The sequence below is a fragment of the Bradyrhizobium sp. WBAH42 genome (genome assembly GCF_024585265.1).
Lineage (GTDB): Bacteria > Pseudomonadota > Alphaproteobacteria > Rhizobiales > Xanthobacteraceae > Bradyrhizobium.
This window is the reverse complement of sequence record NZ_CP036533.1, coordinates 5,654,773-5,680,411: the sequence shown is the minus strand read 5'-3', so window position 1 is coordinate 5,680,411 and position 25,639 is coordinate 5,654,773. Positions and strand designations below refer to the sequence as shown.

The 25,639-nt window shown below is 65.9% G+C and carries 27 protein-coding genes; 18 read left to right on the top strand and 9 right to left on the bottom strand.

The features are described 5' to 3' along the window. Positions 1-32 precede the first annotated feature (32 nt). From DCG74_RS26605 to DCG74_RS26595, 3 genes are all read right to left on the bottom strand, one after another. Positions 33-290, bottom strand: a complete 258-nt coding sequence (locus DCG74_RS26605; protein WP_172783436.1) for a hypothetical protein — start codon at positions 288-290, stop codon at positions 33-35. Positions 291-382: 92 nt separating this feature from the next. After that, positions 383-1,768, bottom strand: a complete 1,386-nt coding sequence (gene chrA / locus DCG74_RS26600; protein ID WP_172783437.1) for a chromate efflux transporter — start codon at positions 1,766-1,768, stop codon at positions 383-385. After that, positions 1,768-2,586: a chromate resistance protein ChrB domain-containing protein gene (locus DCG74_RS26595; protein WP_172783438.1), complete on the bottom strand. Its 819-nt coding sequence runs from the start codon at positions 2,584-2,586 to the stop codon at positions 1,768-1,770. The genes chrA and DCG74_RS26595 overlap by 1 nt, the downstream gene beginning before the upstream one ends. 196 nt (positions 2,587-2,782) lie before the next feature. Between DCG74_RS26595 and dmeF the strand changes: the two genes are divergently transcribed. The 3 genes from dmeF to DCG74_RS26580 all read left to right on the top strand — a co-directional run bounded on the left by dmeF (position 2,783) and on the right by DCG74_RS26580 (position 5,616). Continuing rightward, the gene (dmeF, locus tag DCG74_RS26590; protein ID WP_172783439.1) at positions 2,783-3,751 is read left to right on the top strand and encodes a CDF family Co(II)/Ni(II) efflux transporter DmeF; all 969 of its coding nucleotides are present in this window, start codon (positions 2,783-2,785) and stop codon (positions 3,749-3,751) included. Between the two features lie 73 nt (positions 3,752-3,824). Beyond that, on the top strand, positions 3,825-4,655 hold the full coding sequence (locus tag DCG74_RS26585) for an N-acyl homoserine lactonase family protein (RefSeq protein WP_172783440.1): 831 nt from the start codon (positions 3,825-3,827) through the stop codon (positions 4,653-4,655). Between the two features lie 82 nt (positions 4,656-4,737). Next, complete coding sequence (locus DCG74_RS26580; protein WP_172783441.1) at positions 4,738-5,616, top strand: DMT family transporter; 879 nt, start codon at positions 4,738-4,740, stop codon at positions 5,614-5,616. On the opposite strand, the gene DCG74_RS26575 is transcribed toward DCG74_RS26580, so the two are convergent. Further along, complete coding sequence (locus DCG74_RS26575; protein WP_172783442.1) at positions 5,613-5,792, bottom strand: hypothetical protein; 180 nt, start codon at positions 5,790-5,792, stop codon at positions 5,613-5,615. The two genes, DCG74_RS26580 and DCG74_RS26575, sit on opposite strands and share 4 nt — an antisense overlap. Positions 5,793-5,823: 31 nt before the next feature. Beyond that, positions 5,824-6,981, bottom strand: coding sequence for an MFS transporter (locus DCG74_RS26570; protein WP_172783443.1), 1,158 nt, complete (start codon positions 6,979-6,981; stop codon positions 5,824-5,826). A 178-nt stretch (positions 6,982-7,159) separates the two neighbouring features. On the opposite strand from DCG74_RS26570, the gene DCG74_RS26565 reads away from it, so the two are divergent. Then, the gene (locus tag DCG74_RS26565; protein WP_172783444.1) at positions 7,160-8,419 is read left to right on the top strand and encodes an adenylate/guanylate cyclase domain-containing protein; all 1,260 of its coding nucleotides are present in this window, start codon (positions 7,160-7,162) and stop codon (positions 8,417-8,419) included. Positions 8,420-8,533: 114 nt separating this feature from the next. On the opposite strand, the gene DCG74_RS26560 is transcribed toward DCG74_RS26565, so the two are convergent. Next, positions 8,534-9,778: an MFS transporter gene (locus DCG74_RS26560; protein WP_172783445.1), complete on the bottom strand. Its 1,245-nt coding sequence runs from the start codon at positions 9,776-9,778 to the stop codon at positions 8,534-8,536. Between the two features lie 171 nt (positions 9,779-9,949). Between DCG74_RS26560 and DCG74_RS26555 the strand changes: the two genes are divergently transcribed. Next, a complete protein-coding gene (locus tag DCG74_RS26555) occupies positions 9,950-11,302 on the top strand; it encodes an Nramp family divalent metal transporter (RefSeq protein WP_172783446.1) in 1,353 nt (450 codons plus the stop codon). Between the two features lie 145 nt (positions 11,303-11,447). Here the strand turns inward: DCG74_RS26555 and DCG74_RS26550 are convergent, their stop codons facing one another. Continuing rightward, entirely contained in the window at positions 11,448-12,224 is a 777-nt protein-coding gene (locus tag DCG74_RS26550) for an arginyltransferase (protein ID WP_172783447.1), read from the bottom strand. Between the two features lie 68 nt (positions 12,225-12,292). After that, positions 12,293-12,841 carry an RDD family protein gene (locus DCG74_RS26545; RefSeq protein WP_172783448.1) on the bottom strand — a complete coding sequence of 183 codons (549 nt, stop codon included), beginning with the start codon at positions 12,839-12,841 and terminating at the stop codon, positions 12,293-12,295. Positions 12,842-13,024: 183 nt separating this feature from the next. Here DCG74_RS26545 and DCG74_RS26540 point away from each other — a divergent pair, with 183 nt between their 5' ends. Next, positions 13,025-13,660, top strand: coding sequence for a DUF6151 family protein (locus DCG74_RS26540; protein WP_172783449.1), 636 nt, complete (start codon positions 13,025-13,027; stop codon positions 13,658-13,660). A gap of 88 nt (positions 13,661-13,748) precedes the next feature. Here the strand turns inward: DCG74_RS26540 and hemB are convergent, their stop codons facing one another. Then, the gene (hemB, locus tag DCG74_RS26535) at positions 13,749-14,810 is read right to left on the bottom strand and encodes a porphobilinogen synthase (protein WP_172783450.1); all 1,062 of its coding nucleotides are present in this window, start codon (positions 14,808-14,810) and stop codon (positions 13,749-13,751) included. 122 nt (positions 14,811-14,932) lie between these two features. On the opposite strand from hemB, the gene DCG74_RS26530 reads away from it, so the two are divergent. The 12 genes from DCG74_RS26530 (at position 14,933) to DCG74_RS26475 (ending at position 25,539) form a co-directional block, all read left to right on the top strand. Beyond that, positions 14,933-15,424, top strand: coding sequence for a DUF6163 family protein (locus DCG74_RS26530; RefSeq protein ID WP_172783451.1), 492 nt, complete (start codon positions 14,933-14,935; stop codon positions 15,422-15,424). Between the two features lie 505 nt (positions 15,425-15,929). Then, entirely contained in the window at positions 15,930-16,448 is a 519-nt protein-coding gene (gene ldtR / locus DCG74_RS26525) for a transcriptional regulator LdtR (RefSeq protein ID WP_025036696.1), read from the top strand. A 199-nt stretch (positions 16,449-16,647) separates the two neighbouring features. Further along, positions 16,648-16,884, top strand: a complete 237-nt coding sequence (locus DCG74_RS26520; RefSeq protein WP_172783452.1) for a hypothetical protein — start codon at positions 16,648-16,650, stop codon at positions 16,882-16,884. 37 nt (positions 16,885-16,921) lie between these two features. Continuing rightward, the gene (locus DCG74_RS26515; RefSeq protein WP_025036694.1) at positions 16,922-17,143 is read left to right on the top strand and encodes a hypothetical protein; all 222 of its coding nucleotides are present in this window, start codon (positions 16,922-16,924) and stop codon (positions 17,141-17,143) included. A gap of 264 nt (positions 17,144-17,407) precedes the next feature. Beyond that, positions 17,408-18,706 carry a serine hydroxymethyltransferase gene (glyA, locus tag DCG74_RS26510; protein WP_172783453.1) on the top strand — a complete coding sequence of 433 codons (1,299 nt, stop codon included), beginning with the start codon at positions 17,408-17,410 and terminating at the stop codon, positions 18,704-18,706. 29 nt (positions 18,707-18,735) lie between these two features. Further along, positions 18,736-19,218, top strand: a complete 483-nt coding sequence (gene nrdR, locus DCG74_RS26505) for a transcriptional regulator NrdR (RefSeq protein WP_172783454.1) — start codon at positions 18,736-18,738, stop codon at positions 19,216-19,218. After that, positions 19,215-20,363: a bifunctional diaminohydroxyphosphoribosylaminopyrimidine deaminase/5-amino-6-(5-phosphoribosylamino)uracil reductase RibD gene (gene ribD / locus DCG74_RS26500; protein ID WP_172783455.1), complete on the top strand. Its 1,149-nt coding sequence runs from the start codon at positions 19,215-19,217 to the stop codon at positions 20,361-20,363. The genes nrdR and ribD overlap by 4 nt, the downstream gene beginning before the upstream one ends. Then, positions 20,363-20,992 carry a riboflavin synthase gene (locus tag DCG74_RS26495; RefSeq protein WP_172783456.1) on the top strand — a complete coding sequence of 210 codons (630 nt, stop codon included), beginning with the start codon at positions 20,363-20,365 and terminating at the stop codon, positions 20,990-20,992. The genes ribD and DCG74_RS26495 overlap by 1 nt, the downstream gene beginning before the upstream one ends. Positions 20,993-21,054: 62 nt before the next feature. After that, positions 21,055-21,546, top strand: coding sequence for a 6,7-dimethyl-8-ribityllumazine synthase (gene ribH / locus DCG74_RS26490; protein WP_172783457.1), 492 nt, complete (start codon positions 21,055-21,057; stop codon positions 21,544-21,546). A 4-nt stretch (positions 21,547-21,550) separates the two neighbouring features. After that, complete coding sequence (nusB, locus tag DCG74_RS26485) at positions 21,551-22,045, top strand: transcription antitermination factor NusB (RefSeq protein WP_172783458.1); 495 nt, start codon at positions 21,551-21,553, stop codon at positions 22,043-22,045. Positions 22,046-22,182: 137 nt separating this feature from the next. After that, positions 22,183-23,181, top strand: a complete 999-nt coding sequence (gene thiL, locus DCG74_RS26480) for a thiamine-phosphate kinase (protein WP_172783459.1) — start codon at positions 22,183-22,185, stop codon at positions 23,179-23,181. Between the two features lie 237 nt (positions 23,182-23,418). Further along, on the top strand, positions 23,419-25,539 hold the full coding sequence (locus tag DCG74_RS26475; protein ID WP_172783460.1) for a sodium-translocating pyrophosphatase: 2,121 nt from the start codon (positions 23,419-23,421) through the stop codon (positions 25,537-25,539). Positions 25,540-25,639 lie beyond the last annotated feature (100 nt).

Below are 25,639 nucleotides of genomic sequence, written 5' to 3'. Positions count from 1 at the left end.
ACAACGGGCCCGCCCAAGGTGGTACGGCCTCTTTATGGACTGAACACGCTGTGGAGAAACCGCTCCTTTTCGCCGGGCGCGTAACCTTGAGAGGCGCCAAAATACGGCTCAGTGGCGCCGTGGGGCGCCGACGGAGGCGGCGCGTAGGCAAAACCTGAAGCGGCACCTGGCGGGATCATGCCCTGACCGGAATGGACAGTCACGTGCCGCCGGTGTGTGTGATGCACCTGTGCCGCGTCGGCAACGCCACCCAAGGTGATCAGAAGACTTAAAGCCAGAATGAAACGCATCGCTGTGTCTCCAAACGCCCCGCCTGCTTAGCTGGCGTTCGGCCGCGGCGTTCCAACCCATTCTGGCGTCACGATTGGTCACATCCCTGGCATCAGATCACCCCAGCCAGCCGCAGCGCCACGCCCGCCGCGCAGCTGCCCGCGAGCACCGTCAGCATGCCGAGCTTGAAGCGGAAGATCGCGGTGGCCGCCGCAATCGCCAGCACCAGCGCCGGCACATCGACGCTTCTCAGCACCGGCATGTCGAAGTTCAGCGGAAACGCATGCACCGGCACAGTCTCGCGGAACAGGGTGTGCAGCGCGAACCAGATCGAGAGGTTGAGAATCACGCCGACCACGGCGGCGGTGATCGCGCTGAGCGCGCCGGCAAGGCCGGTGTTGCCGCGCAGGCGCTCGATATAGGGCGCGCCGACGAAGATCCAGAGGAAGCAGGGCGTGAAGGTGACCCAGGTCGCGAGCAGGCCGCCGTAGGTTGCCGCCAGCATCGGCGACAGTCCGCCCGGGTCGCGATAGGCCGCCATGAAGCCCACGAATTGCAGCACCATGATCAGCGGGCCGGGGGTGGTCTCGGCCATGCCGAGACCGTCGAGCATCTCGTGCGGCTTCAGCCAATGATAATGCTCGACCGCCTGCTGGGCGACATAGGCCAGCACGGCGTAGGCGCCGCCGAACGTCACCAGCGCCATTTTCGAGAAGAACAGCGCGATCTGGCTGAACACGTTGGCCTGGCCGAAGGCGACGAGCAGCGCGATAACCGGCACCAGCCAAAGCGCCAGCCATACTGCACCGACGCGGATCGTGCGCGCGGTGTTGGGGCGGATGTGATCGGGCGCGGCCTCGCCGAGCATGCTGTCGATCGCGGCGCCGCTGCCGCCATGACCGTGACCGGCCGGCGCGAATTCCGGTCGGCCGCTTCGGGCGCCGGCATAGCCGATGAGGCCGGCGGCGATGATGATGATCGGGAAGGGCACCGCGAAGAAGAAGATCGCGACGAAGGCCGCGGCCGCGAGCGCGACCATGATGCGGTTCTTCAGCGCGCGCTTGCCGACGCGGACCACGGCCTCGACGACGATGGCGAGCACGGCGGCCTTGAGCCCGAAGAACAGCGCCTCGACGAAGCTGACATTGCCGAAGGCGGCATAGATGTAGCTGAGGCCCATGATGGCGATGATGCCGGGCAGGATGAACAGTCCGCCCGCCATCAGCCCGCCGGCGGTACGATGCATCAGCCAGCCGACATAGGTCGCGAGCTGCTGTGCCTCAGGTCCCGGCAGCAGCATGCAGTAGTTCAGCGCGTGCAGGAACCTGCCCTCGGAGATCCATTTCTTCTCCTCGACCAGGATGCGGTGCATCACCGCGATCTGGCCCGCGGGCCCGCCAAAGCTCAGGCAGGCGACACGAAGCCAGACGCGAAACGCTTCGTTGAAGCTGATGCCGTGACCGGCATCAGCTCCCGTTTGATCGGCGCGAACGTCCATTACGCCTTCACCTTGTTGGTCGGCCAGTTGTGCGTCTCGGTGGTGGCGTCGCGGCACCAGCGGTAGAAGGCATCATAGAGCAGCATGCCGGCCTCGAGCTGCTCGAGGTCGTCGTCATACATGCGCGACAGCCCGAGCGAGGCTGCGAGCAGGCCGGGCGCCTCTGGCGCCAGGTCGGGTCGCGCGGTGTCGGCGCCGCGCACCAGCGTCGCGAGGCGCAGCAGGGGCGGCGTCGCGATGCCGAACTCCTCGATCATCACGTCGAAGGTGCAGAGCTCGCCGCGGTGGCTCCAGAACACGTTCTCGATGTCGAAGGGCGCTGCGCCAAAGCGCTCGCCGACGGCGACCACCTCGGACGGCGCGACATAGAGGAACACTGCGCCCGGATCGACGAAGCGGCGGATCAGCCACGGGCAGGCGATGCGGTCGACTTTCGGCCGCGCCCGCGTCACCCAGACGGTGCGCCCCTTGGCATCGCGCGGCGGCAGCTTGCGGGCGTCGACCAGCGGCAGCTTGGCGGCCTTCCAGCCCTCGAAGCCGCCCTCCAGCGTCTCGGCCTGCGCGCCGAGCTGGCGCAACCAGGCCGCGGTGCCTTGCGCGAGCTTCTCGCCGCGGAGGCAGGAGACCACGGCGCGGCGGCCGGCGAAGGCGCCGCCCCAGTCCGTCACGTTGTCGTGGCTGAGCTTGAGGGAGCCGGGAATCAGCCGCCGGTCGGCGGCAAAATCCTGCTCGGTGCGCACATCGATCAGAACAGGCGCGTTCGCCGTGCCGATCAGGCGTGCCATTTTGTCGGATGATATGGTCGTGAATGTAGACATGATGCGTCCTCGCAAGAACTAAACGGGACGCGATGCTTGGGCCTGTCGCCTCGTGGGGAGATCGCTCAAATCCCCATGGCACAGATTACAGCGAAACTAAGAAGCACTGTCAATCCGCGGGACGATTGGACCTTAGAAAATTGCTGCCTGCCGTCTATATTGCAGGCCAACGGACCTGAATTTTCTGGAGAATTCGATGCATTCCCATTCCATCGAACAATGGACCCATGACCACGCCTTCCTGGGCGAGAAGCACGACGAGAACGAGCGGCGCACCTGGTTCGTGGTGGTGCTGACGTTGGTCATGATGGTCGGCGAGATCGTCGCCGGCTCGCTGTTCGGTTCGATGGCGCTGCTCGCCGACGGCTGGCACATGGGCACGCATGCGGCGGCGCTCGGCATTGCCGCCTTCGCCTATCGCTTCGCGCGGCGGCATCTGGGCAATGCGCATTTCACCTTCGGCACCGGCAAGTTCGGCGATCTTGCCGCCTTCGCCAGCGCGATCATCCTGGGCCTGATCGCGGTCGAGATCGCCTACGAGAGCGTGCTGCGGCTGATCAACCCGGTGCCGATCGTCTATGGTGAGGCGATCGCGGTGGCCGCTCTCGGGCTGTGCGTCAACCTCGCCAGTGTTTGGCTGCTGCGCGACAGCCACGATCATCACCATCACGGTCATGGCCATGCGCATGATGACCACGACGATCATGGCCACGACCATGATCACCACCATCATCATCATCACCACGACAACAATCTCCGCGCGGCTTACGTCCATGTCATGACGGATGCCGCAACGTCCGTGCTGGCGATCGCTGCGCTTGCCGTCGCCATGTATTCGGGCTGGGTCTGGGCCGATCCGGCGGTGGGCCTGATCGGCAGCATTGTGATCGGAAGCTGGGCATTCGGCCTGATCAAGTCATCCGGTGCGGTGCTGCTCGACGCGCGCGCCGACGAGAAGCTGGAGCGGGTGATCCGCGCCCGCATGGAGGTCGGCGAGGATCGCGTCACCGACCTGCATCTCTGGCAGGTCGGACCCGGCCACTGCGCCGTGCTGCTCTCGGTCGTGTCGGACAAGCCGAAGCAGCCGGCCATCTACAAGCGGCGGCTGGCGGGGTTGAAGGGACTCAGCCACGTCACGGTCGAGGTCGAGACCTGTCCGCATTGACAGGGGCCGGAATTCTGCTGCGCAGCCGGGGTTGATACTCGATCGCAGCCAGCATGGCAGTATGGGAGGACCGATGATGCGCATGACCAGGCTCGCTCTTGCCATGGCTGCACTGGCGCTATCAAACCCTGCGGCGCTGGCGCAATCGGACAAGACCGGCGTCGAGAAACTCTACGTGCTCAATTGCGGGGAGGGCACCGCGGGTGACATCTCGCGCTGGACGCCCGGCCTGAACGAAGGCAAGGCGATGGACTTCGTCGACACCTGCTATCTGATCAAGCACGCCAAGGGCTGGTTCCTGTGGGACACCGGCATCGCCGATGCCGTCGCGGCCATGCCGAACGGCCTGGTACCGGCCGATCCCAAGGCCGTCACCTGGCGCCGGCCGAAGACCCTTGCAGCCCAGCTCGAGCAGCTCGGCATCAAGCCCGACGACGTCAAGGCCATGGCGGTCTCGCACACGCATCCCGACCATACCGGCAATGTCGAGCTGTTCCCGCAGGCTGTGCTCTACGTACAGAAGGCGGAATATGATTGGCCCGGCGCCAACAACACGCCGCGCTTCAAGCCCTCGCACCCGGCCGAGCTGCTCACGGGCGACAAGGATGTCTTTGGCGACGGCAGCGTGACCATCCTGTCGACGCCCGGCCACACTCCCGGGCACCAGTCGCTATTGGTGAAATTGCCGAAGACCGGCGCGGTGGTGCTGTCGGGCGATGCCGTGCATTTCAGGGATAATTGGGACAACCGCCGCGTGCCCAGCATGAACGTCGACAAGGACCAGAGCGCGGCCTCGATGCAGAAGATCGCCGACACGCTGGCCAAGGAGAAGGCGCAGCTCTGGATCAACCACGACAAGGCCCAGCGCGACAGCCAGAAGATGGCGCCGGAGTTTTACGACTAGCGCTCGGGCGCTGCTGTTGCCGCATCGGTGGCAGCAGGGGTGTGTTAACTGCCCGCAAAAGCTCCGGAATGGGAGACGATGCGTGGGGGAGTGGCTCGGGGTTGCGATCGCGCTTGTCTCGAGCAGCTTAGGGGGCACCGCGGCGGCGATCACCCGCTATCTCGTCGGCGGGGCCGATCCGGTTCTGCTGGCGATCCTGCGCTGGGGGATCGGCTTCCTCTGCCTGCTGCCATGCGCGCTGCTGCTTCGCGTGCGCTGGCCGCAGCGATCCGACTGGCCGGCAGTCATGCTGCTCGGCATCTGCTTCTTCGGCCTGTTCTTCATCCTCTACAATATCGCGGTGTCCTACACGACGGCGGCGCGCGCAAGTCTCGCGCTGGCGACGCTGCCGCTCCACACCATGGTGGTTGGCGCAATCCTCGGCGTGGAGCAATTGACGGTGCGGAAGATGACGGGCGTGGGCATCGCCGTGCTCGGCGTCGCGGCGGCGCTCGCCGCGGGCCTCGCGCAAAGTCCGCCGGGCGCGTGGCGCGGCGAGCTGATCATGACCGCGGCCGTGTTCTGCATGGCGTTCTACAATGTACTGTCGCGCCCTTTGATGCAGCGTTCCAGCGCGCTCGGCTTCCTCACGGTCGGCATGGGCTCGGGCGCTGCGGTGCTGGTGCTAGCGGGTTTCGTGAAGGGCAGCTTTGCGGCGCTCGATCATTTCACCACGGGGCAGTGGATGGCCGGCATCTATCTCGGCGCCGGCGGCGGCGCGCTCGCCTTCATCCTCTGGGTCATGGCGCTGGCGCGGGCGACGCCGACCCGGGTCGCCAACACCATGACGGTCAATCCGATCGCCGCCACAGTGCTGGCCGCGCTGCTGATCGGCGAGCCGATCACGGCAAACCTCTTGATCGGGCTGGTTGCGGTGTTCGCGGGGATCTGGATTGCGACCAGCGAAGCGAAGCCGGCCTAGCTCTTCGGCGCGGTCGCCATCGGCGGGCTCGTCTCCGGCGTCTTCTTCGGCTTCAGCGTGCCGGCGTAGAACGAGAGCAGCCAGACCAGCAGGACGGCGAGCAGATAGACGCCCCAGGCCTGTGGCGGCGTGGTCGCCCAGCGCAAGGTGCGTGGCGGGCTGTTGTCGTCGCTCATGGACCGCTTGTGCGCGAAACCATTGGTGCGGTCAATCCGGCCGCCGGCCGGCGCGGATCAGGAACAGCGCTGCCAGTGCTGAGAGGCTGAGCGCGGATGAGACGATCAGCACCTTGGCGCCCATGAGGTCGATGAGCAGGCCGAAGGCGAGCGGCGCCACCGCCTGCGCCATCCGTGCCGGTGCGCCGATGATGCCGAGGCGGTAGCCGAAATCCTTCGGGCCGAAGATCGACAGCGGCAGCGTGCCGCGCGCGATGGTCAGAATGCCGTTGCCGGAGCCGTGGAACAACGCGAACGCGCTCGCCGCAGCGCCGCCGAAGATCGCGACGATCACGGCACCGACCGGGTGGGTGAGGCAGGCGAGCCGCGTCGACCACAGCGGATGGAAGCGGCTGAGAAAGCCGGCTTCCAGCATGCGGGCACCGACTTGCGCCGGGCCGATCAATGCGCCGGCCGCGATCGCCTCGGCCGGCGTGGCCCCCGTCGTCTCCAGGATGCGCGGGAAATGCGCGGCCATCGCGCCGGTGACGGTCCAGACCGCCGCGAAGATGAAGGCAAGCAAGATCATGGTGCGGTCGAGCGGCACATGCGGCTTCTCGGCCGTGGCCGCCGCCTGCTTGGCGCCCTTGATCGCCGGCAGCATGAAGAAGTTGAGCGGCAGGCCGATCAGAATGTTGGCAGCGGCCCAGGCAAAACAGGTCTCGCGCCAGCCGATATGGGCGAGGCCCCAGGCGGTGAGCGGCCAGCCGACGGTGGAGGCGAAGCCCGCCATCAGCGTGATGCCGGTGATCGACCGGCGCGCCTCGGTGCCGTAGATGCGCCCCAGAGCGGCGAAGGCGGCATCGTAGAGGCCCATCGCCATGCCGATGCCGAGCACCAGCCAGGCGATCGCCATCACCGTCACGGACTGCGAGAGGCCGAGCAGCACGAGGCCGGCGGCAATGGTCAGGTTGGAGGCCGACAGCACCTGACGGCCGCCGACGAGATCGATCTGCCGTCCGATGCGCGGGCCGAGCATCGCGGAGATCACCAGCGCGGCCGAGAACGCGCCGAAGATCCAGTTGGAGGAGACACCGAGATCGCGCCCCATGGGGTCGGCGAGCAGCGCCGGCAGATAATAGCTGGAGGCCCAGGCCAGGGTCTGCGTGGTGCCGAGCGCCAGGATGATCGGAAGCTGGCGCTGGCTCATCTGCGCATGCTTCCGATTCTGGCCGGCAACGTCATCATCATGAGCATTTGCCGCCCGCGCGGCGAGTGCGTCAACCGGGGCTGCGGCATATTCGACCTGCGCGGGAGGGGGAACCTCGCGCTCGGCTTACGCGTGGCTTGCGCCTTTCGCCCGTCACGAATGCACGCCATAATGGCGCATGCAATTGACCTCGCGCCTTTCGCTGATGAACTGGCTGACCGGCCAGGGGCTCACGGGCCTGCCTGAAAATGAACTGCTCCGCGGCTTCTGCGAGCGCTGCTGCGCCGAGGGGCTGGAACTGTCGCGTGGCCTCGTCGTCATCGACACGCTGCATCCGATCTATGAGGGCCGCGGCTTCCGCTGGAGCGATCGTCCCAGCAACGAGAGCGATGCCTTCGAATACGGCTCGACCGCAGACGGCGACGCCGCCAAGAGCTGGCGCCGCTCGGTGTTCTTCCACATGCTCGAGAATGGCGACGACGAGATGGTGATCGATCTCGCCGATGCGCCGTCGATGGATTTCTCGCAGATCGGCGAGCTCGCCGAGAAGGGCCACAAGCACTATCTCGCCTTCGTCCACCGCTTCGGCGAGAACGGCGCGCTCGGCCTGATGGATTGCCTCTATTCCTGCTGGACCACCCGCCGCGAGAGCGGTTTCTCCGGACTGGAGCTGGAAGCGCTGCGCGATCTGGTTCCGGTGCTGGGGCTTGCGATCAAGTCAGCGCAGCAGGTCGACATCGCGCGCACGCTCGGCCGGGTCTATCTCGGCCGTGACGCCTCCGAGCAGGTGCTGCGCGGGCGCATCTCGCGCGGCGTCACCGAGCGCATCAACGCCGTGCTGTGGTATTCGGATTTGCGCGGCTCGACGGGGATCAGCGAGAGCATCGGGCCCGACGAGATCATTCCATTCCTCAACGACTATGCGCAGGCCGTGATCGATCCGATTCACGAAGCCGGCGGCGACGTGCTGAAGCTGATCGGCGACGGCGTGCTCGCGATGTTCTGGGGCGAGGACATGGCGGATGCGCGGCGTGCGGCGCTCCGCGCCGAGCACCTGTTCCGCAAGAACGTCGCCGCGCTGAACGAGCGGCGGGCAGCGGAGGGCCGTCCGACCACGTCGGCCTATATCGGCCTGCATGTCGGCGAGGTCTTCTACGGCAATATCGGCAGCGAGGACCGGCTTGATTTCACCGTGGTCGGCCCGACCGTCAACGAGGTCAGCCGCATCGCTTCGATGAGCCGCTCTGTCGATCGCGAGCTGCTGGCTTCGTCGGAGTTCTACAAGGGCCTCGACGCCGCCGGTCGCCGCTACCTCGTCTCCACCGGCCGCTACGCGCTGCGCGGCATCGGCCGCGCGCAGGATCTCTATACGCTTGATCCGGAAGTCGATGCGAGCGAGCCGGTGAGGGGAAGTTACGAGCGCTATCTGGCGGGTTAGTCTCCGCGGTCTCAACATACGCCGTCATTCCGAGCGCAGCGAAGCAATCCAGATTCGTCCGACGGAGGACCCTGCATTGCTTCGTCGCTACGCTCTTCGCAACGACGGCTGTGGCTAACACCGCGCCGCCGCTTCATCTCCCACCATGGCCGGCTGCCGGTCCAGTCCCACCGCCGGTGACAGCAGGATCACCAGCGCCTGCACGCCGAACACGGCGGCGGCGAGATAGAGGCACGCTTCCGCGCTCCAGAAGCCGCCGACGATCGCGCCCAGCGCCGAGCCGAGCGGGCGGGCGCCGTAGCTCATGATGTTGATGGCGGAGACGCGGCCGAGCAGGCGCGGCGGCGTCACGGACTGGCGCAGCGTCGTGGTCGAGATCACCCACAGGATCGGGCCGACGCCGAGCAGGAAGAAGCTCAAGCCCGCGAGCCAGGGCGAGGGGAACAGCACCGTCGATGCCATCACCAGGGCGGCGACGAAGCCGGTGACGGGGCCGAGCCCGACCACGGTGCCAAAGGCGATGCGCTGCATCACGCGCGTGGCAAGGAGCGCGCCGATCACCATGCCGACGCCGTACATCGTCAGCACCGTGCCGACACCAGCAGCGCTCAGGCCGAGATGGCGCACGGCGTAGGGCACGAACACCGCGATCTGCAGGAACCAGCCGGTGTTGAAGATGAACTGGGTGATGAACACCGGTCGCAGCAGCGGATGGTGAAACACGAAGGCCGCGCCTTCGCGGACGTCCTGGAGCGGATGCCGCCGCGGCGCCGGCGCACGCGCGGGCTCGTAGATGCCGGACAGCAGCACGACGGCAATGGCCGAGAGCGCCGCGGCAAAGCCGAACGCCGGGCTCGCGCCCCACCATCCCACCAGCGCACCGCCGAGTGCGGGGCCGCTGGCGAAGGCGATGGTGCGCGCCAGCTCGATGCGCGCATTCGCTGCCGGCAGCAGGTCGGAGCTCACCAGCGACGGCACCAGCGCCGGCGCCGCCACGCTGTAGACGACGGTGCCGCACACGGCGGCGAAGCCGAGCAGGGCCAGCAGCGGCAGATTGAGCGCCCCCAGCGCGAGCAGGAGTACGACGGTTGCGAGCGCCACGGCCCGCAGCGCCTCGGCGCTCGCCATCAGCCTGCGGCGGGAGATGCGGTCGGCGAGCACGCCGGCGGGGATGGCGAACAGGACGAAGGGCAGGGTGAGCGCGGTCTGGAGCAGGCCGGTCTGCCCTTCGGCTACTCCCAGCGTCAGCACGGCCACGATGGGCGCCGCCGCGAGCGCAATCTGCTCGGCCGACTGCGCCGCGAGATTGGACCAGGCAAGGCGGTTGAAGGTGTCAGGGAGGCGAGGCGGCGTTGACATGGCGCATATCCTGCTAGGGCGAATTTGCGCCAATGTTGGCCCCCGACGACCACCAAACCCACCCGCTTCCCGACAAGAGGCGATTTCCCCATGCTCCGCGGCGGGAACACTTGCCGCTAGATGCAGTTGCAAATGAGTTGCAATAAGAACGAAGTTGGGTATTCTGCCGATATGGATGCCCGATCACCCCACATGACGCCTGACGTCGCCGGCTGGCGCACTGATGCGCCCACCACCAAGAGCCTCGCTGAGGTCAATTCCACGGTCGCCATTCCCGCCGCGGGCCGATGGTGGCGGCGGCTGCTGGCCTTCGTCGGGCCGGGCTACCTCGTCTCGGTCGGCTACATGGACCCCGGCAATTGGGCGACCGACCTCGCCGGCGGGTCGAAGTTCGGCTACACGCTGCTCTCCGTCATCCTGCTCTCGAATTTGATGGCGATCCTGCTCCAGTCGCTGGCGGCGCGGCTCGGCATTGTCACCGACCGCGATCTCGCCCAGGCCTGCCGCGCCACCTATTCGCCGGCGGTGAACTTCCTGCTCTGGCTCGCCTGTGAGGCGGCGATCATCGCCTGCGATCTCGCCGAGGTGATCGGCACGGCGATCGCATTGAAACTTCTATTCGGCATTCCCCTGATCGGCGGCGCATTGCTCGCCGCGCTCGATGCGTTCCTGCTTCTGATTCTGATGAACCGTGGTTTCCGCTTCCTGGAGGCTTTCGTCATCGCGCTGCTGGCGGTGATCGCGGTCTGCTTCGTGGTTCAGATCGCGGCGGCCGCTCCGCCGGTGGCGGAGGTCTTGCGCGGCTTCGTGCCGAAGAGCGAGATCTTCACCAATTCCGACATGCTCTACATCGCGATCGGCATCATCGGCGCCACCGTGATGCCGCATAACCTCTACCTGCACTCCTCGATCGTGCAGACGCGCGCCTATGAGCGCAACGACACCGGCCGGCGCGAAGCGATCAAATGGGCGACGACGGACTCGACCATCGCACTGATGCTGGCGCTGTTCATCAATGCAGCGATCCTCGTCGTGGCCGCCGCGACCTTCCACAAAAGCGGTCATTCCGACGTCGCCGAGATCGGACAGGCCTTCGAGCTGTTGTCGCCGTTGCTCGGGCTCGGCGTCGCCTCGACGCTGTTCGCGGTGGCGCTGCTCGCCTCGGGCCTCAATTCGACGGTCACCGCGACGCTCGCCGGCCAGATCGTGATGGAGGGCTTTCTCAACCTGCGCCTGCCCAGCTGGGCGCGCCGCCTGCTCACGCGCGGCATTGCCATTGTCCCCGTGATCATCGTCACGGCGATCTATGGCGAGCGCGGCACGGCGGATTTGCTGGTGTTCAGCCAGGTCGTGCTGTCAATGCAGCTGCCTTTTGCGGTGATCCCGCTGGTCCGCTTCGTCTCCGACCGCCGCAAGATGGGCCAGTTTGCGATACCGACATCGGTCGCCGCGGTCGCCTGGATCGTCGCCGGCGTTATCGTGATTTTGAACGTGAAGCTGCTGGCCGATACGCTGTTCGGCTGAGTGGCGCCGCCACGTTGCTGTCATCGCCCGCGAAGGCGGGCGATCCAGTACTTCGTGAGGCCTGCGATAGAACCGCGAAGCTGCGGCGTGCTGGATGCCCCGCCTTCGCGGGGCATGACGGAGAGCGAGTGCGCGTTAGCTGAGCTTAGTCCTGCGGCTCGGATGCCGTATCGCCCTGAGCATCGACCCGAAGCCAGCCTGACGGGGCAAGGCGCTGCTGCGGCAGGAAGCGGGCCTTGTAGTCCATCTTCTTGGAGCCCTCGATCCAGTAGCCGAGATAGACGTAAGGCAGGCCCTGACGTCGCGCGCGCGCGATGTGGTCGAGGATCATGAAGGTGCCCATCGAGCGGCTGACCTGGCCAGGATCGAAGAACGAATAGACCATCGACAGGCCGTCGCTGAGGACGTCCGTGAGCGCTACCGCGATCAGCTCCTCGCCGCGGCCGGTGATGCCGCTGTCGGGACCGCGCTTGCGGTATTCGATGATGCGGGTCTCGACATGGCTGTCCTCGACCATCATGGCGTAGTCGAGCACGGTCATGTCGGCCATGCCCCCGTGGCGGTGGCGGGCGTCGAGATAGGCGCGGAACACCGAATATTGCTCGGAGGTCGGCACTGCGCTGCGCTGCTCGCCGATGATGTCGGCGTTGCGGGCCATCACCTTGCGGAAGTTGCGCGAGGGGCGGAACTCGTTGGCGATGACCCGGACCGAGACGCAGGCCCGGCACTGGTCGCAGGCCGGCCGGTAGGCGATCGACTGGCTGCGGCGGAAGCCGCCATGGGTCAGCAGGTCGTTGAGATCACCGGCGCGGTCCCCCACGAGGTGCGTAAACACCTTGCGCTCATGCCGGCCCGGCAGATACGGGCAGGGCGAGGGCGCCGTGAGGTAAAACTGGGGGGTGTCGCGCGAGTGCTGGGTCAAGGGACGTCGTGGGCCTCCAAAACAGGCATCAGCATCGCGCTCCAGAAGCCCCCGGTCAATCGATTAGCTCACCACGTCCGCGCCGCCTGGGGTGCGGGTATGCGAACCGAATTGTTGATTACGACCGTTCCCAGCACGAAGTCGTGCAGCAGGCGACGGCGGCCGTTGAACAGGCCGACCAGCACCACGAATGGCGACAGGAACGAGACCGTCACCCAGAACAGCACGGCATGGGTGGCGCCGAGCACGAAATAGCCAGGCGCGCCGTACCAGGTGCGCAGCTCCAGGTCCATCAGGCGCATGCCGACCGTGGCGGAGGACGGACCGCCGATGCTGGCGCCGTAATAGACGATGGCCCAGATCACGGAGGCCGGCCAGGCGATCCAGAACAGCGCCCAGCCGATGCCGAGGGTGACCACGCCGAACAAGGCGATGAAGATGTAGCCGAGGATCACCGGGACCGAGATCACGACCATGTCGATCAGGAAGGCGAACACCCGCCGCGTCGCGACGCCCCGGAACAGGTCCGGATGCAGGTCGGGGTCGTAGGCGTGCGGTTGCATGGCGCCGTCATTGCGCCAGGCGCCGCCGTCATTTGGCGAACCAGAATATGACACGAGCTTCCCCTTCCGCTTTTGGATATCTCACCGCAGCACATGGGAACAGCCAGGCCGCACGCCAAGGCTGTCGGCCCAGTACCACCGCAAAATATTCCGGCGATTCGGCGGCCGTGGCCGCTTGCGCGGTCCGTGATTTGCACCATGCTGGGGCGGGGTGATCCCTCACAGGAACGATTTTCAATGGATCGTCAGATCGAATTGCGTTGCCGCTGTGGCGGGGTCTGCGCCGTCGTCACGGGCGTGTCGCGGCAGACCGTCAATCGCGTGGTCTGCTACTGCGACGACTGCCAGGCCTTTGCACACCAGCTCGGTCGCGCCGATCTGTTGAATGCGAAAGGCGGCAGCGACATTGTCCAGGTCGCGCCATCGACGCTTACATTCGTGCAGGGGCAGGACCGGATCGCGGGGGTGCGGCTGACCCCGAAAGGCCTTTATCGATGGTATGCAAGCTGCTGCAACACACCGGTCGGCAACACCCTTTCGCCGAGCATTCCCTTCGTCGGCATCATCGCGCAGGCGTTCGAGGGTGGCACGCCGGCGGTCGACGAAGTCGCGGGAGCGCCGATCGGCGCCATTCTCGGCAAGTACGCGGTCGGCGAGCCACCAGCGGGCGCGACGGGACTTAATCTTTCTCTCATCCTGCGCGCCATCGGCAAGGTGCTGGCATGGAAGCTGCGGGGGAAGGCATCGCCGCATCCGTTCTTCAAGCGGGCGACGCGCGAGCCGATCTATCCAATCACCGTGCTGTCGCGCGAGCAGCGCGAGGCGCTGCGTCCGTTGTGCGGGCCTCAGCCGAACGCGCAAGCGGCGGGTTGAGTGTTGCAGCGGTAAGGTGCGGGCAACTCTGCCCTCGCGTCCCGACAAGCGCCGCGCAGAGCCGGGACCCGGACGCCCGCAAGTGGGATCAAGCCTGGGCCCGCAGCTTCTCCGCGGCCTTCGGCGCAAAATAGCTCAGCACGCCGTCGGCGCCGGCGCGCTTGAAGGCGAGCAGGCTTTCCATCATGGCGCGGTCGCCGTCGAGCCAGCCGTTGTTCGCGGCCGCGGCGATCATCGCGTATTCGCCGGAGACCTGATAGGCGAAGGTCGGCATCGCGAACGTGTCCTTCACGCGGCGGACCACGTCGAGATAAGGCATGCCGGGCTTCACCATCACCATGTCGGCGCCCTCGGCGATGTCGAGCTCGACCTCGCGCAGCGCTTCATCGGTGTTGGCGCTGTCCATCTGATAGGTACGCTTGTCGCCGGTGAGCGTCTTGGCCGAGCCGATGGCGTCGCGGAACGGGCCATAAAAGGCGGAGGCGTATTTGGCCGCATAGGCCATGATCTGCACGTCGAGCAGGCCGGCGCGGTCCAGCCCCTCGCGGATCGCGGCGACGCGGCCGTCCATCATGTCGGAGGGCGCGATGATGTCGCAGCCGGCTTCGGCCTGCACCAGCGCCTGGCGCACCAGCACGGCGACCGTCTCGTCGTTCAAAATCTTGCCGTCGGAGATCAGGCCGTCATGGCCGTGGCTGGTGAAGGGATCGAGCGCGACGTCGCAGAGGATTCCGATCTCCGGAAACTCCTTCTTGATCGCGCGCACGGCCTGGCAGACCAGGTTGTTCGGGTTGGTGGCTTCGGAGCCTTCCTCGTCGCGCAGGGAGGGATCGGTGTAGGGAAACAGCGCGATGCAGGGGATGGTCAGCTTCATGGCGCGCTCGGCCTCGCGCACGGCCTGGTCGACGCTGAGGCGGTCGACGCCGGGCATCGAGGCGACCTGCTCGCGCTTGTTGGTGCCGTCGATCAGGAACAGCGGCCAGATCAGATCGTCGGTGGTGAGGACGTTCTCGCGCACCATTCGCCGGGCCCACTCGGCCTTGCGGTTGCGGCGCGGACGGACGGTCAGGTCGAGGGCATGCGGCACCGCCGTGCTGTCCCGGCGCGAAACGTCGCGCAATTCGATCGGACGTCCGTATTTGATCGCCATTACTCTTCCTCCGGCTGGAATTATTCTTATACCAGCTCGCACGGTTCCCGTCACCGCGGCTTGACCTGCCGCAAGGGATGGCAGGCGATTGATTTTGCGGGCCGAAGCAGCCAGAAGGGGCCATGTCCGAGATCTCCACCCGCGATACGGCCCAGGGCGGCGTCAATGCCAGGGACGCTGCCCGAGAGAGTGCACTCTCAGTCGAGGCGATCTCCTCGGAGCGCTCGGAGTCCGACGACAATGTCTGGACCCGCCGGCTGGTGCTTTTCCTGCGGGTGATGGCGCTGCTCTCGATCCTCAAAGGCCTCTATCACTGGGCGCAGGTCACGGGCTTCGTCGGCGGCGAGGATGAGGCGTTCGAGAACCAGTCGATGGCCTGGCAGGCCGCGACCGTCTACTTCGCCGTGATCGAGCTCGTCGCCGCCGTCGGCCTCTGGCTGGCAACGCCATGGGGCGCGGTGGTGTGGCTGACGACCGTGGTGTCGATGGCCGTGATCGAGCTGATGTTCCCGGGGATCTACGGCGGCAGCCTCGTCGTGGTCGGCGTCGAGGTCTTCATGCTCGCCGCATATCTCGCGCTCGCCTGGATGGCCGCGCGCGAGCGACCGCCGTAGCGCGGCAACGGCTTGGATAGATGCTCTCGTGCCCCGGACGCAGCGCGCCGCGCTTGCGGCGTGATGCGTTGCAGAGCCGGGGCCCATCTCTCCGACATCTCGTTTGTGGCTTTGGGTCCCGGATCTTCGCTTCGCTCGTCCGGGACACGAGCGGAGTTGTGCGCGTTTGGTTGACCGCTGGTTGCCTAAAATTCGCGGTAAGTTTTCATTGACCAGCCGGTTCCGCCACAGCTCTTACGCATGCGTTTCGAAACAGGGCGGGGCTGTTCTGGAATGCGACAACAGGGGCGGACGGAGGGTGAACAGGACCTTGCGAAGGTCAACAGAGGCTTTCGAAAAGTGCTTGTGGCACAGGCTTAATGCGCAATTCACTGTCTTAAATTCATGATCTCTTTATTCTCTTATTTAAGCCGATCTTCAAACGCGCCCCTTAAGTTGCAGCTATCAGACGGGACACAAGTTTCGTCGAATAAGTGTCGATAAAAACGACAACAGGGGAAGTGTCATGATGAAAGCCGTCGCAACTGCGGCAGATACCGCAGAGCGCGTCTCCGGCCAGCAGGGTTCGGTGCAGTCGCTCTATCTGGAAGCTTTGACTCTGGTGGAGCGGCTGCATCGCCGGCTCCTCGACGTGATCAAGGACGAATTCGATCGCCGCGGCCGTGCGGACATCAACTCGGTCCAGGCGCTCTTGCTCTACAACATCGGCGACAAGGAGCTGACCGCGGGCGAATTGCGCACGCGCGGTTACTATCTCGGCTCCAACGTCTCCTACAATCTGAAGAAGCTCGTCGAGCTCGGCTTCCTCGATCATCAGCGCTCGCGCGTCGATCGCCGCTCGGTGCGCATCCGCCTGACCCCGCAGGGCCAGGAAGTCCGTCGCATCGTCGACGCGCTCTACCAGAAGCACGTCAAGACGGTGGAGCAGGTCGGCGGCATCTCCGGCGACGAGTTCGCGACCCTCAACAAGTCGCTGCACCGTCTCGAGCGGTTCTGGACCGACCAGATCCTCTATCGCCTCTGAGTTTTAATGGGATCAGGGCGAAGCCGGCCCGCAACAAGACCGGCAGCCCTCCCGAACGTGCCTGACTTCCCCAAGCGCGCCGGTCCGGAGTTGCCCCCGGACCGGTGCGTTGATGTTTTTGCACCTGCGAAAAAATCCCTGGCTGCCAGGAACCAGTTCCCGGCTCGGCGCTTATCTCCTTCGGATCGGAGAAACGTCGATGCTGGTCGAGCGCGGGCTTCAGGTGATGAACGTGGAACTCGTCAGCGAGGCCTATGCCATCGCCGCAAACTACCTTCGCCGCTCCGGGGCGATCCCGGACACTCTCGTCACCGATGAACGCCTGCTCGGCCTGGTCGTCAAGCTGCTTCAACAGGGCGAATTCAACAAGATCAGGCTGGCCAACAAGGCCATCGCCCGGTTCCAGGCGCAGACCGAGGCTAGAGCGGTTGCCTGATCAAAACCCCCAAGATCCCGACGAACCAGAGGATGCCATGGAAGCCGCCATCGACCGCATCATGCAGACCTATGACCTGCTCGCCAACCGCACCGCGGCGGCCAGCGCCGAGGCGCGTGAAAAGGTCACGAATTACCTCAATATCCTGATGGAGGCCGGCGAGACCGACACCCACAGGTTGACCGTCTGCGGCCTGACCTATCTGCGCCAGCTCGACGGCAGCGTCGACCCGGTGAAAGCGGGGTATACGGGGCTGTGAGGAGGGGCGCCGGCTGCGCCCGATGGCAGCTGGCAAAGGATGAGGCCCAAAGCGGCCCCACCCGAATATTGATGGGCAGGGGTCTTGCAAAACCGCTCCCGGGCTGACCCCCCCAATCCCACCATATCTTGCATAAATATCAGGCCCGACCCGCAAATGCTTGGCCTGTTGCGGGCGATGTGGTAGATCGCGCGTGCTTCCGACCGCCACACCAGACCCGCCCGTAGCCCGCCAAAAGGCTGCGGCGGTGGAGATATTCGCAAGATGACCCTCGCAAAAACCGCCTCCGCGCCCGATTCGTTTTTCACCGCCCCGCTCGAGCAGGCCGATCCGGAAATCGCCGCCGCCATCAAGGGCGAGCTCGGCCGGCAGCGCCACGAGGTCGAGTTGATCGCCTCCGAGAACATCGTCAGTCGGGCCGTGCTGGAAGCGCAGGGTTCGGTCATGACCAACAAATACGCGGAAGGTTATCCAGGCGCGCGCTACTATGGCGGTTGTGAGTGGGTCGACGTCGCCGAGAACCTTGCGATCGATCGCGCCAAGAAGCTGTTCGGCGCCAATTTCGCCAACGTGCAGCCGAACTCCGGCAGCCAGATGAACCAGGCGGTGTTCCTGGCGCTGCTGCAGCCAGGCGACACCTTCATGGGTCTCGATCTCGCCGCCGGCGGCCATCTCACCCATGGCTCGCCCGTCAACATGAGCGGCAAATGGTTCAAGGCCGCGCACTACACGGTGCGCCGCGAGGACCAGATCATCGACATGGACGCAGTGGCCAAGCAGGCCGAGCAGGTCAAGCCGAAGCTGATCATCGCCGGCGGCTCCGCCTATTCGCGCGCCTGGGATTTCAAGCGCTTCCGCGAGATCGCCGACAGCGTCGGCGCCTACCTCCTGGTCGACATGGCGCATTTCGCCGGGCTCGTCGCCGGCGGCGTGCATGCCTCGCCCGTGCCGTATGCGCATGTCACCACCACCACGACGCACAAGTCGCTGCGCGGTCCGCGCGGCGGCCTCATGCTGTGGAATGACGAGACGCTGACCAAGAAGCTCAACTCGGCGATCTTCCCGGGGCTGCAGGGCGGTCCCCTGATGCACGTGATTGCGGCGAAGGCGGTCGCCTTCGGCGAGGCGCTGCGTCCGGACTTCAAGGTCTACGCCAAGAACATCGTCGAGAACGCCAAGGCCTTGGCCGAGACCCTGAAGGGTCATGGTCTCGACATCGTCTCCGGCGGCACCGACAATCATCTGATGCTGGTCGATCTCAGGCCGAAGGGCCTGAAGGGCAACGTCTCGGAGAAGGCGCTGGTCCGCGCGGCCATCACCTGCAACAAGAACGGCATTCCGTTCGATCCGGAATCGCCCTTCGTCACGTCGGGCATTCGGCTTGGCACGCCGGCTGCGACCAGCCGCGGGTTCGGCGTCGCCGAATTCCAGCAGGTCGGCGGCATGATCGCCGAGGTCCTCAACGCGATCGCGCAATCCTCCGACGGCAAGGCGCCGCTGGTGGAGGCTGCGATCAAGGAACGGGTCAAGGCGCTCACCGACCGGTTCCCGATCTATCAGTAAGGTCCAAGAAAACCTTTCAAGGTACACGGATGCGCTGCCCGAACTGCAACAGTCTCGATACGCAGGTAAAGGACTCGCGTCCGACCGAGGATTCGTCCGCGATCCGCAGGCGGCGCGTGTGCGTCGCCTGCAATTTCCGCTTCACCACCTTCGAGCGCGTGCAGCTGCGCGAGCTCACGGTGATCAAGCGCAACGGCCGCCGCGTGCCGTTCGACCGCGACAAGCTGATGCGCTCGGTCCAGATCTCACTTCGCAAGCGGCAGGTCGAGCCGGAGCGGGTCGAGAAGATGGTCTCCACCATCGTGCGCGAGCTTGAGACCGGAGGTGAGGCCGAGATCTCCTCGGAGGTGATCGGCGAGACCGTGATGGAGCATCTGCGCACACTCGACGACGTCGCCTATGTTCGCTTTGCCTCGGTCTACCGCAATTTCCGCGAGGCCAAGGATTTCGCCGACGTACTCGGCGAGCTCTCCGGTGAGGAGGAAGCGCGGCTCGCCGCGATCCGCAAATGATCTTCCGCATCCTGGAAGACCAGTTCGCGCAGAAGGCCCGCGAGGCCAAGGATGCTGATCGCCGTTTCATGGAGCTGGCGCTCGCGCTGGGCAGGCGCGGGCAGGGGCGGACCTGGCCCAATCCGGCCGTGGGCGCCGTCATCGTCAAGGATGGCGTCATCGTCGGCCGCGGCTGGACGCAGCCGGGCGGACGGCCGCATGGCGAGCCCGAAGCGTTGCGGCGCGCCGGCGAGGCTGCGCGGGGCGCCACGCTCTATGTCACGCTGGAGCCGTGCTCGCATTTCGGCAAGTCGCCGCCTTGCGCCGATGCGGTGGTCGCCGCCGGCATCAAGCGGGTGGTGGCGGCGATCGAGGACCCCAATCCGGAAGTGGCGGGGCAGGGCCATGCGCGCTTACGCGCTGCCGGCATCACGGTGGATGTCGGTCTTTGCGCGGCGGAGGCCGCGTTCGACCATGCCGGCCATTTCCGCCGCATCCGGGAAAAGCGTCCGCATGTGATCCTGAAGCTCGCGGTCTCGCCCGACGGCAAGATCGGTGCGGCCGGCGGCAAGCCGCTTGCGATCACGGGCGAGGCGGCACGCAATCGCGTGCATCTGCTCCGCGCGCAAAGCGACGCCATCCTGGTCGGCATCGGCACGGTGCTGGCGGATGATCCGCAGCTCAACTGCCGCCTGCCGGGCATGGCGGAGCGCTCGCCGGTGCGTGTGGTGCTCGACCGCAGCCTGCGCATACCCGCATCGAGCCAGCTGGTTCGATCCGCGCGCGAGACGCCGCTTTGGGTGATCGCGTCCGAGCTTGCGGAAGCGGCCGCCGCGACACGCCTTGGCGCGGCCGGTGCGCAAATCATGCGCATGCCTGCGGGGAGTGCATCCGGGCTCGATCTTTCGGCCGTGCTGCATGCGCTGGGAGAGAAGGGCATCACGCGGCTGCTGGTCGAGGGCGGCAGCCGCGTTGCGGCGTCCTTCGTCGCGGCCGATCTCGTCGACGAGATCTGGCTGTTCCGCGGCGCGGAAGCGGTCGGCGACGGCGGCGTCGATGCGCTCGATGCATTGCCCCTGTCGAAAATCACGCAGTCGCCGGCCTACAAGGTTCATGCTAGCGAGACCTACGGCAAGGATACTCTCACCATCTACGAGCGCGCGTAATGTTCACCGGCATTGTCACCGATATCGGCGAGATCGTCAGCTTCACGCCAACGGCGCAGGGCCAGCTGCACCGGCTCCGCATCGCCTGCCGCTACGATCAGAGCACGATTGCGGACGGCGCCTCGATCGCCTGCAACGGCGTCTGCCTGACCGTGGTCGCCTCGGGCGTTGCGGACGGCAGGGACTCTAAGCAAAGGACCTGGTTCGAGGTCGATACCGCGGCCGAGACGCTGGCGCTGACGACGGCCAAGCACTGGAAGGTCGGGACGAAGCTCAACCTCGAGCGCGCGCTGAAGATCGGCGATGAGCTCGGCGGCCATATCGTCGCTGGCCACGCCGATGGCATTGCAACCATCGTCAGCCGCGAGGACTTGCCGGATATGGCGCGGTTCGTGCTCTCGACGACGCGGGAGCTGGCACGATTCATCGCCACCAAGGGCTCGATCACGCTCGACGGCGTCTCGCTGACGATCAATACGGTTGCAGACGTGACCTTTTCGGTGCTCATCATTCCGCACACGCTTGATGTCACGACGATCGGCAGCTGGAAGGCGGGCTCCGAGGTCAATATCGAGGTCGATTTGATGGCCCGGTATGCGGCGCGGCTGACGGAAATGACGGTCTCTTAGAACTTGGCTTACATGCTGCCGGCGACTACATAGCGCCGACCCCATTCGAAACGGATTGAACGATGGCAGACGCGCGGCGCGCACCCCTGAAGGACCAGACCGACATTTCCGGCGCGCGCGCGCTTGTAGTCGAGGCAAGGTTCTATGACGATCTCCAGGATGCGCTGCTGGACGGCGCAGTCGCCGAGCTGAAGGCAGCCGGCCTGACGCATGACGTCATCACGGTTCCCGGTGCGCTGGAGATCCCAGCGGCAGTGGCCATCGCGGTCGATGCCGCCGCGGCGAACGGCAAGCCGTATGACGCGGTGATCGCGCTCGGCTGCGTGATCCGCGGCGACACCATCCATTTCGAGATCGTCTCGCAGGAATCCTCGCGCGCGCTGATGGACCTCGCGGTGGCGCGAAAGCTGCCGCTCGGCAACGGCATCCTCACCGTCAACACCGAGGCGCAGGCCTGGGCGCGGGCGCGCGCCAGCGAGCTCAACAAGGGCGGCGATGCCGCGCGCGCCGCGCTTGCGATGCTGCGCATCAAACGCCGCCTGGCGCAGGCCTGAAGCCATGGCTGAGATCAAGAAACCGGCGGGCGTTCCGGAGAAGAAGGCGAACCGGCGCGGTGCGGCGCGGCTCGCGGCCGTGCAGGCGCTGTACCAGATGGACATCGCCGGCGCGGGCATCAACGATATCTTTGCCGAGTTCGAAAGCCATTGGCTCGGCAACGAGGTCGAGGGCGACACCTATCTGCCGGCGGAAGCTGCCTTTTTCCGCGACGTCGTCTCGGGCGTCGTACGCGACCAGAAGAAGCTCGATCCCCTGATCGACGAGGCGCTGTCGAAGGGCTGGCCGCTCAAGCGGATCGAGGCGATCCTGCGGGCGGTGCTGCGGGCCGGAGCCTATGAGCTCCAGCACCGCAAGGACGTGCCCGGCCGGGTGGTGGTCTCCGAATATGTCGACGTCGCCAACGCCTTCGTCGATCGCGAGGAGACCGGCATGGTCAACGCCGTGCTCGACCAGATCGGCCGGCAGTTTCGCGGCGACGAGTTCGGGCGGGGGTAGTCACACATTCCGCTGTCATCACCCGCGTAAGCGGGTGATCCAGTACGCCGCGGCAGCGGTTATTGAGATCGGCTTCTCGGCGTACTGGATCGCCCGGTCAAGCCGGGCGATGACAGCGGAGGGTGGAGTTGGCGCCGATGACGAACGCACAGGATCCCTCCGGCGAAGACTCCCTCATCGCCCGCTATTTCAAGCCGCTGGCGACCGATCCCGGCGCGTTCGGGCTGGTCGACGACGCTGCGGTCCTGTCCTCGTCCGGCGAGGACGTCGTCGTCACCACCGACGCTATCGTCGAGGGCGTGCATTATCTTGCCGGTGATCCGCCTGACACCATCGCGCGCAAGGCGTTGCGGGTGAACCTGTCCGATCTCGCGGCGAAGGGAGCAACCCCAGCAGGCTTCGTGCTGACGCTGGCGTTGCGCAGCAAGGAGGATGCCTGGCTGCGCCCCTTTGCGGACGCGCTGGGCGAGGTCGCCAAGACCTTCGCTTGTCCTCTGCTCGGCGGCGACACGGTGTCGACGCCGGGCCCGCAGATGATCTCGATCACCGCCTTTGGCCGTGTGCCTCGGGGACGGATGGTCGGCCGGACCGGCGCAACGCCGGGCGACCGCATCCTGGTGACGGGGACGATCGGCGATGCCGCGCTCGGCCTCGACGTGCTCAAAGGCGGCGCTGTGGCCGCCGCGCTGGCATCCGATCCCGCGGCACGGGATTTTTTGGTCTCGCGCTATCGGGTGCCGCAGCCGCGCAACGTGCTGGCGCGGGCGGTGCGCGACCATGCCACCGCAGCGATGGACGTCTCCGATGGCCTCGCCGGCGATCTGACCAAGCTCTGCACCGCGTCCGGGGTCTCGGCCTCGGTCGACGTGACGAGCGTGCCCCTCTCGGCCGCGGCGGCCGGCCTGCGCGCCCGCAACGTCGTGTCTGTCGAGACGCTGCTTGCCGGAGGCGATGACTACGAGGTGCTGTGCACCGCTCCGCCGGCACAGTGTGACGCGCTGATTGCCGCGGGGCGGGCCCTGGGCGTTGCCGTGACCGCGATCGGTACGATCACGGAAGGGCAGAAGCCGCCGCGCTTCCTGGATGGTCAGGGCCAGGACCTGCTTTTGACGCGGCTGTCCTACAGCCACTTCTAGCAATTGCTCCAACCCGGCATCTTAGTTCTCAGCACTTGGTCCTAAATACCTGCCGAGATCGGCCTTTTCGGCCTTATCCGGCGTTGCACCCTCAATTTGATTTTGGCAAGCTCGCGGCCGACTGGAGCCGCCCCTTAAGGGCAAGGGGGCGGCTTTGTTCAAAATCAAGGCGCCGCACCGCACGACGGAACACAAAAGGCGCCGGGGGTACATCAAGGAATCTGAGGCAAAAATCACATGACAGCATTATGGTTGATAGTGCTCTGCGGAGCGCTTTCCGTCGCCTACGCGATTTGGGCGACGTCTTCGGTGTTGGGCGCGGATGCGGGGTCGCCGCGCATGCAGGAGATCGCAGGTGCCGTGCGCGAAGGCGCACAGGCGTATCTCCGGCGCCAGTACACCACGATTGGTATCGTCGGCATCGTCATCTTCGTGCTGCTTGCCTATTTCCTCGGGCTCTATGTCGCGATTGGTTTCGCCATCGGCGCGATCCTGTCCGGCGCTGCGGGCTTCATCGGCATGAACGTCTCGGTGCGCGCCAATGTGCGCACCGCCCAGGCTGCGACGACGTCGCTCGCCGGCGGCCTGGAGCTCGCCTTCAAGGCGGGCGCCATCACCGGACTTCTGGTGGCCGGTCTCGCGCTGCTGGGTGTGACCCTCTATTTCGGCTTCCTGGTCCACTCGCTGAAGCTCGCGCCCGACAGCCGTGTCGTCGTCGACGCCCTGGTGGCGCTCGGCTTTGGCGCCTCGCTGATCTCGATCTTCGCCCGTCTCGGCGGCGGCATCTTCACCAAGGGTGCGGACGTCGGCGGCGACCTCGTCGGCAAGGTCGAGGCCGGCATTCCCGAGGACGATCCGCGCAACCCCGCGACCATCGCAGACAACGTCGGTGACAACGTGGGCGACTGCGCCGGCATGGCCGCCGACCTGTTCGAGACCTATGCGGTGACCGCGGTCGCCACCATGGTCCTGGCGGCGATCTTCTTCGCCAAGACGCCGATCCTCGCCAACATGATGACGCTGCCGCTCGCGATCGGCGGCATCTGCATCATCACCTCGATCATCGGCACCTTCTTCGTCAAGCTCGGGCCGAGCCAGTCGATCATGGGCGCGCTCTACAAGGGCCTGATCGCGACCGGCATCCTGTCGCTGATCGGCATCGCCCTGGTGATCTACTACCTGATCGGCTTCGGCAAGCTCGACGGCGTCAATTACACCGGCATGGCGCTGTTCGAGTGCGGCGTGGTCGGTCTCGTCGTCACCGCGCTGATCATCTGGATCACCGAATACTACACCGGGACCGACTATCGTCCGGTGAAGTCGATCGCCCAGTCCTCGGTCACCGGCCACGGCACCAACGTGATCCAGGGCCTCGCCATCTCGATGGAAGCGACCGCGTTGCCTGCGATCGTGATCATCGCCGGCATCCTGGTCACCTACAGCCTCGCCGGGCTGTTCGGCATCGCGATCGCGACCGCGACCATGCTGGCGCTGGCCGGCATGATCGTCGCCCTCGACGCCTTCGGCCCCGTCACCGACAATGCCGGCGGCATTGCCGAAATGGCGGGACTGCCGAAGGAGGTGCGCAAGTCGACCGACGCGCTCGATGCGGTCGGCAACACCACCAAGGCGGTCACCAAAGGCTACGCGATCGGCTCGGCCGGTCTGGGTGCACTGGTGCTATTCGCGGCCTACAACGAGGACCTCAAGTTCTTCGTGGCCCGCTCCGCGCAGCATCCCTACTTCGCCGGCGTCAATCCGGACTTCTCGCTGAACAATCCCTACGTGGTGGTGGGCCTGCTGTTCGGTGGCCTCCTGCCGTACCTGTTCGGCGCGATGGGCATGACCGCGGTCGGCCGTGCGGCCGGCGCGATCGTCGAGGAGGTTCGTCGCCAGTTCCGCGAGAAGCCGGGCATCATGCAGGGCACCGACAAGCCTGACTATGGCAAGGCGGTCGACCTGCTGACCCGCGCGGCGATCAAGGAGATGATCATCCCCTCGCTGCTGCCGGTGCTCTCGCCGATCGTCGTCTACTTCCTGATTTATGCGATCGCGGGCGGCGGCGCGGCCGGCAAGTCGGCGGCGTTCTCGGCCGTCGGCGCGATGCTGCTCGGTGTGATCGTGACGGGTCTGTTCGTCGCGATCTCCATGACCTCGGGCGGCGGCGCCTGGGACAACGCCAAGAAGTACATCGAGGACGGCCATTTCGGCGGCAAGGGCTCTGATGCCCACAAGTCCGCGGTGACCGGCGACACTGTCGGCGATCCCTACAAGGACACGGCGGGACCTGCGGTGAACCCGATGATCAAGATCACCAACATCGTGGCCCTGCTGCTGCTGGCGATCCTGGCGCACTGAGCGGCGCAAAGCGGGACAAGAAAACCCCGCGGTGCAAACCGCGGGGTTTTTGTTTTATTGATCCGCCGCACTCACCACGTCATTGCGAGGAGCTCTTGCG